At 62.6% G+C, this 13,375-nt stretch carries 10 protein-coding genes; 4 read left to right on the forward strand and 6 right to left on the reverse strand.

What is annotated here, in order from left to right; genetic code table 11:
- Positions 1-23: 23 nt before the first annotated feature.
- The 6 genes from B5E67_RS02195 to glgB all read right to left on the reverse strand — a co-directional run bounded on the left by B5E67_RS02195 (position 24) and on the right by glgB (position 8,900).
- The gene (locus B5E67_RS02195; protein ID WP_087382419.1) at positions 24-2,054 is read right to left on the reverse strand and encodes an ABC transporter substrate-binding protein; all 2,031 of its coding nucleotides are present in this window, start codon (positions 2,052-2,054) and stop codon (positions 24-26) included.
- Positions 2,055-2,258: 204 nt separating this feature from the next.
- Positions 2,259-3,488 carry a 4Fe-4S dicluster domain-containing protein gene (locus B5E67_RS02200; protein ID WP_087382422.1) on the reverse strand — a complete coding sequence of 410 codons (1,230 nt, stop codon included), beginning with the start codon at positions 3,486-3,488 and terminating at the stop codon, positions 2,259-2,261.
- Positions 3,489-3,494: 6 nt separating this feature from the next.
- A complete protein-coding gene (tig, locus tag B5E67_RS02205; RefSeq protein ID WP_087382425.1) occupies positions 3,495-4,487 on the reverse strand; it encodes a trigger factor in 993 nt (330 codons plus the stop codon).
- 15 nt (positions 4,488-4,502) lie between these two features.
- Positions 4,503-4,772 (reverse strand): glutathione S-transferase N-terminal domain-containing protein, encoded by a 270-nt coding sequence (locus B5E67_RS02210; protein ID WP_087245249.1) that lies wholly within the window; start codon positions 4,770-4,772, stop codon positions 4,503-4,505.
- 105 nt (positions 4,773-4,877) lie between these two features.
- Positions 4,878-6,788, reverse strand: a complete 1,911-nt coding sequence (locus B5E67_RS02215; RefSeq protein WP_087382428.1) for a hypothetical protein — start codon at positions 6,786-6,788, stop codon at positions 4,878-4,880.
- Between the two features lie 165 nt (positions 6,789-6,953).
- Positions 6,954-8,900 (reverse strand): 1,4-alpha-glucan branching protein GlgB, encoded by a 1,947-nt coding sequence (gene glgB, locus B5E67_RS02220; RefSeq protein ID WP_087382432.1) that lies wholly within the window; start codon positions 8,898-8,900, stop codon positions 6,954-6,956.
- Between the two features lie 190 nt (positions 8,901-9,090).
- Here glgB and B5E67_RS02225 point away from each other — a divergent pair, with 190 nt between their 5' ends.
- The 4 genes from B5E67_RS02225 (at position 9,091) to B5E67_RS02240 (ending at position 13,212) form a co-directional block, all read left to right on the forward strand.
- A complete protein-coding gene (locus B5E67_RS02225; RefSeq protein WP_087245255.1) occupies positions 9,091-10,449 on the forward strand; it encodes an alpha-amylase family glycosyl hydrolase in 1,359 nt (452 codons plus the stop codon).
- Positions 10,450-10,465: 16 nt separating this feature from the next.
- Positions 10,466-10,984, forward strand: a complete 519-nt coding sequence (locus B5E67_RS02230; protein WP_087382435.1) for a transcription repressor NadR — start codon at positions 10,466-10,468, stop codon at positions 10,982-10,984.
- Between the two features lie 183 nt (positions 10,985-11,167).
- Positions 11,168-12,349, forward strand: a complete 1,182-nt coding sequence (locus B5E67_RS15805) for an HD domain-containing protein (protein ID WP_242956720.1) — start codon at positions 11,168-11,170, stop codon at positions 12,347-12,349.
- A gap of 113 nt (positions 12,350-12,462) precedes the next feature.
- Positions 12,463-13,212: a DUF4097 family beta strand repeat-containing protein gene (locus tag B5E67_RS02240; protein WP_087382438.1), complete on the forward strand. Its 750-nt coding sequence runs from the start codon at positions 12,463-12,465 to the stop codon at positions 13,210-13,212.
- Positions 13,213-13,375 lie beyond the last annotated feature (163 nt).

Below are 13,375 nucleotides of genomic sequence, written 5' to 3' on the forward strand. Positions count from 1 at the left end.
GCAGCCTGTGAGCCAAAGAGACGTCAGCGGGCGTCGCGGTTGGCCTCGTATTCGCTCATGGAGACGTAGTGGTCCAGCACGTGGATGCCCTTCAGACGCTTGTTGGAGAAGCCGGTGGAGGCGTACTGGCCCTCCCAGTAGTTCAGGCGGGTGGCCAGGTAGGCCGGCACGCTCATGCCCATGGGGATGACCAGGGCATTGTTGATGAGCATGGCCTCGGCCTTGGCGAAGGCGTCATACCGGGCGTTGATGTCGCCGGTGATGGCCTTGGCCTCTTCCACGGCGGTCATGTAGGCCATGATGGCGTCGGCGGTCTCGCCGGTGATAAAGCCGTCCTCCACGCCGGTCCGCAGATAGGCGTAGCGGCCGCCACGCTCGCCTGCGGCCTGGTAGAAGGGATCGGTCTCGGTCTCGGGGTCGGAGTAGTCGGCGCCCCAGTTGCACAGCTGGAAGCAGTACTTGCCGGCCCGGCGAACCGCCGACAGATAGTTGTCCGAGGGACCCTCGGTGATGATGATGTCAATGAAGTCGGCCCCGTCGTTCAGCACGCCCTCCAGCTGCTGCTTGAAGATCTGGCACTGGCGGTCCCAGTTGTTGGTGGAGGGGTTGTAGGGCAGCTGGACCTTCACCGGGAAGGTGACGCCCTGGGCGGTCAGCTCCTGGATGGCGGCGTCACGGTATTCCTTGGCCTTGGCCTCGTCGAAGAATTCGGTGATGGAGGCCAGGTCGCCGCACTGGGTGTAGTCCACGCCGTCGTCGTTGGCGCAGAAGGAGGGCGGGGTGACGGTGTTCAGCTTGTAGCCCTCGTAGCCCTCGGGAGCGGTGACGGCCAGGGTGACGGAATTGTTGATGCCGTACAGGAAGGCCTTGCGGAAATTGGTGCTGTTGATGGCCTTGGCCCAGTTTTCGGGCTCATAGGCGTCGTCCAGGCCCTCCACCGTCTGGCCCGAGAACTCGTGGTAGAAGGGCATGAAGTTGAACAGGTAGAAATAGGTGTAGTTGGTGTTGGGACGGTCCATGGACACCAGGTCCTTGGTGGACTCGTCGGCCAGCCAGCTGTCCAGAATGTCGGCGCCGATGGTGGCCTCGTCGATCTCGCCGCGCTTGACCATCTCGGGGCCGTTGACGTCGGCCTCGGCGTTGTAGATGCGGCTCACCGTCTCAATAAAGACGTTGTCGGCGTCGTAGTTCTCGGGGTTCTTCTTCATGACCCAGCTCTCCAGCGGGATGTACTCGGCCAGATAGAAGGCGCCGCAGCTGTAGGTGGTCTCGGCGGAGGTGGCGAACTGGTCGCCCATCTCCTCCAGCAGGGGACCGTAGGCCGGCTCGTAGGGCAGGTAGACCAGCAGGCTCAGGAAGCCGGGGAAATTGTAGGTCAGGGTGTAGGTCAGGGTGTGCTCGTCCACCGCCTTGACGCCCACGGCGTCAAAGTCCACCGGCTGGAAGGTCTGGGCCTCGGCGCCGGGGGCGGCCACCGTGACCACGCCGGCGGTGTCCACGGTATAGGTGGTGCCGTCGTCGCCCACATAGCCGTTGTTGGCGTTGGTCAGGTTGACCTGGTAGTTGTAGTATTCGTCGGCCCCCGCAATGTAGGAGGTGACCAGGCCCACGTTGGAGGCGGCATAGTCGGGGGTCAGCAGATAGCGCAGGGCGTCCACAAAGTCCTGGGCGGTGACAGGGGCCACCACTTCGCCGTTCATGTCCACCCAGTTCTCGTCCCGCAGATGGAAGGTCCAGGTAAGGGTGGCTTCGTCGAACTCCCAGGAGGTGGCCAGACCCTCTTTCAGGGCGCCCTTGTTGTCAAACTCCAGCAGGGTGTCCACACAGTTGGCGCCCACCACCATTTCCACGTCGGAGGAGGTGGTGAGGTAGTTGAGGGTGGAGGGCTGGCTGGAATACAGAATAGTGTAGCTGGAGGTGTCGGCGGATGCGGCGCCCGAAGAAGATCCCGAGGAGCCGGAGCCGCAGGCGCTGAGCAGCCCGGCGGTGCAGACGGTGGCGGTGGTCATGCCGGCAGATTTGAGAAACTGGCGGCGTGAAAGCATGTGACGCATGAAAAACTCCCCTTTATTTTTTAAAGTTGACCGCTCTGCAAAAGCCCTGCTTCTACAGAAAACAAAAACGGAGCAACGGAAACACATCCGTTACTCCGTTGTAACAGTCCGCCGGTCTATGTTTCGGCTTGCAATGAAGTATAGCATTGAAACCGGCGTCTGTCAATATTTTACACAGGGCTTACACCAGCCGCACAGGGCGGCTTAGTGGGGGGTTCCGGGGGCGGAAACAGATTCCGCAGGGGCCGGAGCCGGGGCGGAAGCAGCCGTTTCGGCGGCTTCGGCGGCGGCCTTTTGGGCGGCTTTCTGGGCGGCCCGCTCGGCGGCCCGGGCCCGTGCCCGCTCGGCCGCGGCGGCCTGGCGCTGCTTGGTCCGCAGCTTCACCCGGCAGGTGGCGCAGACGCCATCGGTGGTCTCGGGGGGGATGGGCTTGCCGCAGTCCTTGCACAGATTCTTTTTGAACCGAAGGACGCTCACCGGCCCCAGGCTGGTGAGGGAACGCAGCTTCATCCCGTCGATGGCCTTGTGGTTGCAGGAGGACACGCACATGCCGCACTCGCTGCACTTCCAGGGGGTGATGACCACCCGGGTCTGGCCGTCGGGCAGGTCCTCCAGCCGGATGGCGCCGGCCTTGCAGTTCTTTTCACACCGGCCGCAGCCAAAGCATTTGCTGGTAAAGGCCGGCAGGTACACCCCGTAGTGGAAGGGGGTCTCGGTGGCGGTTTTCAGCTGCTTGACCCGCTCGCTCAGGGCGTAGCGGAAGGGCTGAATCCGGTTTTCCTCGTCGTCCTGCAGCACCGGCAGCCGCCGCAGCAGCTGCTTGGTGCCGTTCTTGGAGCTGTCGCTCATGTGGGTGAACATCTCCCGGCGGGACAGTTCCTTGGCCTCATAGGGGGCGTCCTCGGGCTGGTAGGCCAGGGTGAAACGGGCGTTGAACAGAGGCTCGCCCAGGAATTCCACCAGGCGGGTGAGGTTGTTCCGCAGCATCTGGGCGCACAGATCGTTCTCGCACTCGCCGCAGGGGGTCAGATCCAGCACCAGCTTTTTGTTCAGGGCCAGATAGGCCAGGGCCTCCCAGGACAAAGCGCCCACGCAAGCCCGGACCAGATCGTTGTGGCGGGTGCTCTTTTCGCAGCCGATCCACACGGTGTCGTTGTCCGAGGTGGCGGGGGCCAGGTCCCGCTGGACCTGTTCGGTGGAAGGAATAATGCACCGGGCCCGGCAGACCGACACGCACAGGCCGCAGTCGGTGCAGGGGTCCCAGTCCTTGACCAGGTTGGGCCGGCTGAAAATATCCTCACCGTAGGGACAGATATCCTTGCAGTCGGTGCACTGCTCCCGGTGGGGATGCAGGTTCCAGCACTGCTTGCGCTCAATCTCGGGGTGAGAATTGTTCAGCAGGACGTTCATTGCAACTTTCGTGAAGATGCTCATGGGTGCTCAGTCCTCTTTTTTGGCAGGGCGTTCGGGGGCCTTGTCGTGAATGGTGGTCACCTGGGCGTTTTCCAGCAGGAAGGCCTGGACCTTCTGGGCCACCAGGGCGGCGGCCACGGCGTCGGGGGAGAGAACCTTGCGGATCTCCTCCTCAGAGGTGACGTGCTGGGCGGCCAGACGGCGGTATTCGGCGTCCACCTCGTCCTTGCGGGCTACAATGCCCTCGGCCTCCGAGATGGCCTTGGCGGCCAGGATGCTGCGCAGGCGCTTTTCGGCGATCTGGCGGTAGCTGGCCTTCAGCTGCTCAGGGGTGGTGCGGCAGGACTTGCAGTAGGCGTCCAGAGGGATGCCGCTCTTTTTCAGCTTGTCCTCCAGCAGGCGGTATTCCCGCTGGGCCTCGGCGGCCAGCTGCTTTTCGGGCAGGTCGGCGGTCAGGTTGGCCCCGGCCATGTCCAGCAGGTCCTGGCCGGCCTTGCGGTCGGCGGCCTGCTCGTGGATGGCCTCTTTCTCCTTGCGGATCTGGGCCCGCATGGCCTCCATGGATTCAAAGCCCCGGCTCTTGGCAAAGGCTTCGTCGGCGGCGGGGGTGTGCTTTTCGGCCACCGAGTGGAGGGTGATGGTGAACTGGGCGGTGACGCCCGACAGGTTTTCCACCCGGAAGTCGGCCGGATAGGTGAAATCAAACTGGAAGGTCTCGCCGGCGCTGTGGCCATAGACCGCCTGCTCGGCGGCGGGCATCAGCTTGCCGGTGCCCAGCAGGACGGTGACGTTCTCCATCTTGCTGTCGGGGATGGGCTGACCGTCCCGGAAGCCCTCAAAGTCCAGGGTGACCTTGTCCCCCCGCTTGGCGGGGGCGCTGGTGGGAACGTAGCGGGCGTGGAGGCGGCAGCGGTGGCCGATCTCCTGTTCGACGGTCTGGTCCAGAACGGGCCGGACGTGCCGGGTGACAGCCAGACCTTTGTACTGGCCCAGGGTGATGTTGGGATGTTTGTCTGCCATGCTTCGCTCCTGTTCTCAGCAGTCGGTGCAGGCGCCGCCGGCGCTCAGCCAATCGGTGTCCAGGGTGACCGAGCCGTCCTCCCACACAAAGGTGGGGATGCCGATGCGGCCCTCAGCCTTGACGGCGTCGTAGACGGGCAGGGTGTCCCGCATGGCCAGGAAGGCCCGCAGGTTCTTGGTGCTCTCGGTGATGTCCACGTACTCGTAGGGGATGCCCTTCTCGTCCAGCAGCTGCTTGACTTCGCGGCAGTTGACGCAGATGGGCGCACCGTATAACTTCATCATGGTGATTTGACCTCCTGTATATCGAAAGGATTGGAATAGCAAGTATCCATCCAGTAAGTATACACCAGGACCGTGAATTGGGCAAGGCCCTTGGGAAAATTCACCTCACAGGCCGTGCTGGTCGCACCAGCTGTTGATGACCTGGCTGTACAGCTCGGGGAACTGGGCGTCCTCGGCGGCGAAGGCGGACAGATAGGCGTTGGCCTCGGCCCGGGTGGCGGGCACGATGCGGCGGTAGACGGTAAAGACGGTGCCGTTGCCCATGTCAAAGCTGGCCTCGTAGGCGAAATAGGTGTCCTTGAGGGCCAGGAACTGGTCGTTCAGCTTGGCGGCCACGCCGCTCACCTCGTAGCACCAGGGGAAGGGGTCGGCGGTGATGACGTACTTGGCCTCAAAGAGATCGGTGGGGAAGGTGTGGGTCCCCAGAATGCCGAAGCCAAAGGAGAGCTTGTCCTCCAGAGGCTGCTCGGGCAGGTCCACATTTTTGAAGGTATCGGGACAGTAGGTCATGGAGTGGGGGATCATGTAGGCGAACTCCCCGTCGCCACAGTGGCTGTCGATCCAGCGGGCCAGACGGCGGATCTGGTCGATGTCGGAGCGGTCATAGATGAGGGTGTCCAGCTGGATGAACTCCTGCACCGAGGGGGCGGTGATGTAGTCGAAAAGGAAGTCAGGCAGGGCGATGGTGGTGAGGGGGGACAGCCGGGCCGACAGGCTGAAAGCCAGAGCCAGCATCCAGTACCCCAGCTTGAGATACCGCAGCCGGTCCAGACTGTCGGCCAGGGCGGCGGCGCCCATCAGCATCAGGATGAAATACCCCGGCATCAGCAGGAGGGACTGGTGGGAGCCCATGTTCTGGACCCGGGTGAACAGCACCACGCTGATGGCCAGTACCGCCAGAGTCTGGACGGTCAGAGCCCGGTTGCCCCGGAAAACCGCCCAGACCGCCCCGCAGACCACCAGCGGCAGGAACATGGGGCCCAGCCGCATGGACTGGCTGGCCAGTTCCAGCGCCAGGCCGCCCACGTTGTAAGCGGCGTAGTAGGTGCTGTAGCTGTAGGTCAGGATGTGCTGGACGATGGGCCAGAACAGGATGATCATGGCGGCCACCGACCCGGCCCCGAAGGTGATGAGGCCCCGCAGACGGTCGGCGGCCCGGCGGCCGTCTCCCTCCTGAATGAGGCGGACCGACCCGGCCAGAACGGTGACGGCATAGACGGCGTAGTAGGCCACAATGAAATACAGATACCACCGGCGGGTGAGGACCAGGGCGGCGGTGGCGAAGAAGATGCCCATGCACCGCAGGGGGTCCCCGGTATCAAAGCGGAAGTCAATGGTCAGCAGCAGGATGATGAGGGTGAAAATGAGGCCGAACCAGTCGGGCTGGCCCAGGGCGGCAGCCATCCGCAGCAGGGGGAAGGAGGCCGCCAGGCTGACGCCGATGAGGAAAAAGCCGTTTTCGTTGCGGACCTGGAGCATCTGGCCCAGCTTGACGGCCAGACCGCCCAGAGCCACCAGCAGGGTGGGCAGGATGCTGACCAGCTGGCTGAGGACAAAGCTGTCCCCCGTGTGGGCGGACAGGAAGAAGGGAAACTCGGTGAACAGACAGATAAAACTGGTGTAGTCCTCAGTGAGGGTGGAGATGAGGTGCCACAGGCCCGCCAGAGCTCCGCCCTCAAAGGCGGCCTCGGCCTGGTATTGCAGCAGCGTGTAGTTGCTGTAGTCCCAGACATAGACAAAGGCCCGGCTGTTCACCTGGAGGGTGAGGCAGATGGCCAGCACCAGATAGACAGCAACGAGGATGGAGCCGTGGAACAGCTGGAACCGGACGCCGGCCCGGCGGATGGCCGCCAGGGTGAGGCAGAACAGCAAGGCGTCAGCCCACAGGCTGAACAGCGGGAAAAAGAAGGACCCGGTCAGGCCCGCGGCGTTGCAGACGCACAGCAGGACCAGGGACAGGGCGAGGGCCGCAGGGACGGCCCCCCGCAGCCGGGGCCGGACGACGGTGGTCGGCATGGCAAAGACTTCCTTTCGGTGGGGATTTGTAGTACCAGTATACCAAAGTCGGACCGATCCTGTCCAGTCAAGACAGAAAAAGGCATTTTTGGTCAAAACAAAGGGGCCTGCGCCGGTTCGGATGAACACAGGCGCAGGCCCGGAGGAGAAAAAGAAGGAAAAAGTTCAGGTTTTGGATTTGGCTGCCTTTTTGGCGGCGCGGGCGGCCCGGGCCTTGGCGTTGCGGGCCAGACGGGCGGCGTTGGCGGCGCTGACCTGGGCGGCGCCGGGATGGGGCGCCTCGGGGATCAGGCGGAACAGCCGGCTGCCCATGGCGGGCAGGTCCACAAAGAGGGTGTAGTCCCGGCCATAGACACCGCCGTCCACTGTGTGGAGGTTCCGCTCCCCCTCAAAGCAGCCGCCCCAGCAGCTGTCCTCGGTGTTGAGCAGTTCCTGGGCCCCGGCGGGCAGTTCCAGATAGAGGGGGAACTGATGGTGGGGCTTGTCCTGGGTGTTCATGACGCACAGCAGGCTCTGGCCCCGGCCCCGCCGCAGCCAGGCGTATACCCCTTCGGTGCGGCTCTCGCAGGCCACCCACTCAAAGCACCGGCTGTCGTATTCCCCCACATAGAGGGCCGGCTCGCTGGCGTAAATCCGGGACAGCTCGGCGAAAAATTTCTGGAAGCTGTCGTGGAAGGGATAGGCCATCAGGTTCCAGTCCAGCTGGGTTTTCTCGTCCCACTCCCGGAAATGGGCCAGCTCGTTGCCCATAAAGTTCAGCTTTTTGCCCGGATGGGTGAACATATAAAAGTAAAGGGTCCGCAGCTGGCAGCACTTTTCCTCGTAGGTGCCCCACAGCTTGCCGATGATGGTCTTTTTGCCGTGGACCACCTCGTCGTGGCTCAAAGACAGCAGGTACAGCTCGTGGTAGAAGTAGTGCATGCTGAACAGGATTTTGTCGTACTGCCCCGGCCGCTCCCCGAAGGGGGTGGCGAAATAGTCCAGGGTGTCGTGCATCCAGCCCATGTCCCACTTGTAGTCAAAGCCGATGCCGTCGTACCGGGTGGGGGCGGTGATTTTCAGGTAGTTGGTGGAATCCTCGGCGATGTAGAGGCCGGTGGGCCACCGCTGGTTCAGGCCGTGGTTCAGGTTCCGCAGAAAATCCAGGGCGCCCTGGTTCACCCCGCGGGCGGGGTCCCCCAGCCAGTACACCGCCCGGGAGATGGCATCCATCCGGATGCCGTCGCAGTGATAGACGTCCATCCACATGGCGCAGGCGCTGTTCAGGAAGCTGCGCACCTCGCCGCGGTAGTAGTTGAAGTTGCAGGTGCCCCATTCGCTCTGGCCCACGTCGCTGTCGTATTCGTAGAGGAAGGTGCCGTCCAGCCGGGCCAGGCCGGTGGGATCGGCGGCAAAGTGCACCGGCACAAAGTCCATGATGACCCCGATGCCCATCCGGTGGCAGGCGTTGACAAACCGGGCAAACTGGGCCGGGGTTCCGTACCGGCTGGTCACCGCGAAATACCCGGTGGTCTGGTAGCCCCAGCTGCCGTCAAAGGGATGTTCCGCCAGGGGCAGCAGCTCCACATGGGTGTAGTGGTGCTCTTTCAGCCAGGGAATCAGCTCCCGGGCCAGTTCCTCGTAGTTGTACCATCCGTCCGACCCGTCGGGGGCGCAGGAATCGGGCTTGTGCTTCCAGCTGCCGACGTGCATCTCGTAGATGCTGATGGGCAGGTCCCGGCCCTTGGTGCGCTGGGCCATCCACTCCCCGTCGTCAAAGGCAAAGTCCAGCACAGCCAGACGGCTGGCGGTGCCGGGGCGCAGTTCGGCCGCAAAGGCGTAGGGGTCGGCGTGAAGCTGGACGCTGCCGTCCGCCCCCGTCACCCGGTACTGGTAGCAGTCTCCCTCGGCCAGGCCCGGAACAAAGACGCTCCAGAATCCGGTCTCGGCCCGCTGCATGGGGATATCCCGTCCGCCGGTCACCAGCTGGACGTCGGTGGCGCCCGGCGCCCAGAACACAAACTGCCAGCCGGCCTCGCCGTCGGGCCCGGCGGCGGGGTGGGCGCCCATCCAACGGTAGGCGTCGAAGCACCCGCCGTCCCAAAATGCTTGCGGGATTTCAGGATAACTCATAGATTGCTCTCCTTTGGTTCAAACTGCAATGGGTTCAGAATACAAAAAGAATGTGTGGAATTTGTTAAACGGGCAACAAAATTTTGGAAAATTTGGAAAAAACCGATACAAAATACCCAGTTTTGTGGTATACTGTCGGGGGATAGTCCGACGACTGTCCGAAAATGCAATTACAGGAGTGAATGATTTTATGGCTTGGTATGACAGCGCTGTATTTTATCATATGTATCCGCTGGGTCTGTGCGGGTGCGCCCATGAGAACGACGGGCAGGCTGTGCCCGGCGCGTTCAAGAAGCTGGACGCCTGGGCGGCCCACGCTTATACGCTGGGCTGCACCGCCATTTATATCGGACCGCTGTTTGAGAGCGGCTCCCACGGCTACGATACGGTGGACTACCGCCGCGTGGACCGCCGGCTGGGCACCAATGAGGAATTCAAGGCCTTTGTGGCGGCCTGCCATGACCGGGGCCAGAAGGTGATTGTGGACGGCGTGTTCAACCATGTGGGCCGGGGCTTCTTCGCCTTTGAGGACCTGAAGGCCCATCGGGAGGGCAGCCGCTACCGCGACTGGTTCTGCGACGTCAACTTCTGGGGCAACAACGAATACAACGACGGCTTCTCCTATGCCAACTGGGGCGGCCACAACCTGCTGGTCAAGCTGAACCAGCGCAACCACGAGGTGCAGCAGTATCACTTTGACACCGTCCGCTTCTGGGTGGAGGAATTCGACATCGACGGCATCCGTCTGGATGCGGCGGACGTGCTGGACTTCGGCTTCATGCAGAATCTGCGCCGCTTCACCGACGGCCTCAAGCCCGAATTCTGGCTGATGGGCGAGGTGATCCACGGGGATTACAGCCGCTGGGCCAACCCCCAGACCCTCCACTCGGTGACCAACTATGAGCTGCACAAGGGCCTGTGGAGCGGCCACAATGACCACAACTATTTTGAGATCGCCCACACCATGCGCCGTCTGGACGGCCTGTGCCACGATACCCGCCTGTATACCTTCTCGGACAACCACGATGTGGAGCGCCTGCCCAACAAGCTGCGCAACCGGGACCATATCCGGCACATCGCCATCCTGGTGTACACCCTCTGGGGCATCCCGTCCATCTATTATGGCTCGGAGTTCGGCATCGAGGGCAAGAAGGAATGGGGCAGCGACTGGCCTCTGCGGCCCTGCCTGGAGCTGGAAGACTATCCCGACGCGGTGAACACCAACCCGGTGACCAGCGTCTACGCCGCCCTGGGCAAGCTGAAAGCCGAAGAACCGGCTCTGACCTACGGCAAGCCCCAGGAACTGATCCTGACCACCGAGCGGTATGTGTTTGCCCGCGTGCTGGACGGCCGGGCGCTGCTGACGGTTCTGAACAACGCCGACGCCCCCGCCCGTCTGGAGATGAACCTGCCGGTGCCCGCCGACACGGTGGAGGACCTGCTGGAGGACTGCGCAGGCAGCCAGCCGGTGCACGCCCGCATCGAAGATGGACGGCTGATTGTGGAGCTGCCCGGCAACTACGGCACCGTTCTGGGCCTGGGCGGCTGAAAGGAGGAGGCAGAGTATGGATGCTGCAGCCCGGCGTGAAGCCATTTTGAAAAAACTGTCGAAAGCCAGCGGCCCGGTGAGCGCCAGCGTGCTGGCGGGGGAGCTGGGGGTGTCGCGCCAGATCGTGGTGGGAGATGTAGCCCTGCTGCGTGCCGGCGGCACCCAGATTGACGCCACGCCCCGGGGCTACCGGATGCGGACCGCCATGGCGGGATATACCGGCCTGGTGGCCTGCGTTCACAACACCCCCGAGGAAATGCGCCTGGAATTGTACACGGTGGCAGACCAGGGGGGCACGGTGGTGGACGTCATGGTGGAAAACGCCCTCTATGGGGAAATCCGGGCCAACCTGAATGTGGCCAGCCGGTACGACGCCGACGCCTTTGTGAAACAGGCGGAGGCCTCTCCCGAGAGCCTGCTGAGCCGGATGACCGGGGGCGTTCATCTGCACACCATCCGGTGCGCCGATGAGGAAGCGTTCCGGCGGATCGAGGCGGCGCTGGATGCGGCCGGCCTCCTCTACCGGAAAGAGTAATACCCATCCCAATTGTACGTTGATGGAGGGTTGGTGTCCAGCGGCAAAAACCGAAAAGCGTTGGATAACCGACACTCGTTGGAAAACAGTGGGATATGTGCTCTGGCCGGGGCCCTGCGCAGGCAAGCGCAGCGGCTGCCGGCCTTTGCGCACACAGACCAGAAAAGGAGGGGACCGGTAGCCTTGGACCGGCGGATTGAAAAGACAGAGCGGGCGATTCGGGAGGCGTTTTTGACCCAGCGGGCCGAAAAGCCGCTGGAAAAGATCCGGGTGCGGGAGCTGTGCGAAGCGGCCGAGATCAACAAATCCACCTTTTACGCCCACTATCAGGATGTATACGCCCTGGCGGACGCCATGGAGGGCCAGCTGGTGGAATCGATTCTGGCCCAGGTGGCCCAGATCCGGACGGAGGACCTGCGGGGCAGGCCGGAATGGCTGACCCGGGAGCTGTTCCGGGCCTTCACGGCCCATGGACGCCAGGTGGAGATTTTGTTTTCGGGTTCCCGGCGGGGAGCCCTGGTGGATCGGCTGGAACGGGGCCTGCGGGAGCTGACCAGCCGGGAGATTCCCGGCTATTGGGACGACCCGGTGCGCAGCGTGGTGCTGTCCTTCTGCGTGCAGGGGAGCTATTATGCCTTTCAAAATAATTCCGGCCGGCTGGACGAGGCGGCCCTGGTGCAGGTGCTGGGGGCGGTGTCCCGGGCAGCCCAGAACATCGGACCCCTGATGGAGGAAAATCCCCGGTGGTCCAGAGAAAGGAGAAAGCCTATGTACCCCACCCGTCAACAAGCGCAGGCATTGCTGGCAGAGGCTCAGGCCCGCTACAGCGAGGTGAGCGAAATCCAGGGCCGCTGGGCGGACCACTGCCGGACGGCGGCGGCCTGCGCCGAGAAAATCGCAGCCCGGTGCCCCGGTCTGGACCCCGACAAGGCCTATGTGCTGGGTCTGCTCCACGATATCGGCCGCCGGTACGGGGACGGCCATCTGCGCCATGTCTACTATGGCTGGAAGTATATGCAGGAACAGGGCTTTGAAGATGTGGCCCGCATCTGCCTGACCCACTCGTTCCAGATTCAGGGCATCGACGCCTATATCGGCCACCGGGATATTCCGGCCGACGCTCTGGAGGAACTGACCGCGGCCCTGGATGCGGTGGTCTACGATGATTATGACCGCCTGATTCAGCTGTGCGACTCGATTGCGGGGGTGGACGGCCCGGTGGATATGGCGGCCCGGATGGAGGACGTCCGCCGCCGGTACGGCAGCTATCCCCAGGACAAGTGGAACCGCAATTTTGAGCTGAAGGGCTATTTTGAACACTGGGCCGGGGCGGATCTGTACGCCATCGTGGGCCAGCCGGTATAAGAACCCTCGTTTGGCTGCATTTTTCCACCGTTTGCTGCAAAACCGTACAAAAAAACGCCGGTTGGTGCTATACTGGATCAAAAGATCTTTCCGGTAGACAAAGGAGGTATATCATGTCCAAATGGTCTGTGAAATGCCTGGCGGCGGCCGCTGCGGCGGGGCTGATGCTGGGCTCGGTCCTGCCGGCCTCGGCGGAAGAATCCATGATTCGCCGGTATGAGACGTCCCAGCCGGTGACATCGGTTGTGGCGGATGTGGAAAACGCCGACCTTGTGATTCGGAAGGGGACAGGGAATACCATCCAGGTGGACTCCGCCGCCGACGCCAGAGGAGAATATTCCTATGACATCAACCTAAAGGACGGCGTTCTGACGGTGCGGGTGGAAGCCATCGAAGGGGAAAAGATCAAGCCGATTCACATTCCGGTGATCCATGTGACTGTGATGGGGGATGCCGTGGTGTGTGAAAACGAAATCACCATCACCCTGCCAGAGGCAGTGTATGAGAAAATCGAGGGTAAAACCCACAACGGCAGTATTACGGCATCAGAGGTGGAGGCTGAAACCTTGTCCCTGGACAGCGCAAATGGCAATGTGACCCTGGAAAACACCCGTGGGGTGAAGGTACAGGCCAAAACCACCAACGGAGGGATTCATTTGTATGAGACCTACGGGTTGGACTACCACCTGAATACCCGAAACGGGAATATTCAGGGGACCTTGGCCGGAACCAAAGCGGATTACCGGCTGGAAGTGGAAGCCCGAAACGGTCGCAGCAACCTGGCAAACCAGGAGGGCGGCGGGGTGGCCAGCGGGTCTTTCCGGGTGACCAACGGGTCCATCAACCTGCGCTTCACCGGCTGACCTGTATTCGGATATCGCTTTCAAAGGCTCCTGCCGGCCCGGCGGGGGCCTTTTTGTGTGCCCGGCCGCCTTGCTCTGAAAAAAGCAAAATCCCTGCTCCTGGACGGGAACAGGGATTTTTCATGTCATCCGGCTGTAAGAACGCAAATCGGGCCAAGTCAAG

Source organism: Faecalibacterium sp. An122, from assembly GCF_002160895.1.
In the GTDB taxonomy this organism is placed as follows: domain Bacteria; phylum Bacillota; class Clostridia; order Oscillospirales; family Ruminococcaceae; genus Faecalibacterium.

Coding starts and splice junctions, on each gene's coding strand:
- B5E67_RS02215 (WP_087382428.1), bottom strand. CDS start 6,788: ATGCCGACCACCGTCGTCCGGCCCCGGCTGCGGGGGGCCGTCCCTGCG.
- tig (WP_087382425.1), bottom strand. CDS start 4,487: ATGGCAGACAAACATCCCAACATCACCCTGGGCCAGTACAAAGGTCTG.
- B5E67_RS02225 (WP_087245255.1), top strand. CDS start 9,091: ATGGCTTGGTATGACAGCGCTGTATTTTATCATATGTATCCGCTGGGT.
- B5E67_RS02210 (WP_087245249.1), bottom strand. CDS start 4,772: ATGATGAAGTTATACGGTGCGCCCATCTGCGTCAACTGCCGCGAAGTC.
- B5E67_RS02230 (WP_087382435.1), top strand. CDS start 10,466: ATGGATGCTGCAGCCCGGCGTGAAGCCATTTTGAAAAAACTGTCGAAA.
- B5E67_RS02240 (WP_087382438.1), top strand. CDS start 12,463: ATGTCCAAATGGTCTGTGAAATGCCTGGCGGCGGCCGCTGCGGCGGGG.
- glgB (WP_087382432.1), bottom strand. CDS start 8,900: ATGAGTTATCCTGAAATCCCGCAAGCATTTTGGGACGGCGGGTGCTTC.
- B5E67_RS02200 (WP_087382422.1), bottom strand. CDS start 3,488: ATGAGCATCTTCACGAAAGTTGCAATGAACGTCCTGCTGAACAATTCT.
- B5E67_RS02195 (WP_087382419.1), bottom strand. CDS start 2,054: ATGCGTCACATGCTTTCACGCCGCCAGTTTCTCAAATCTGCCGGCATG.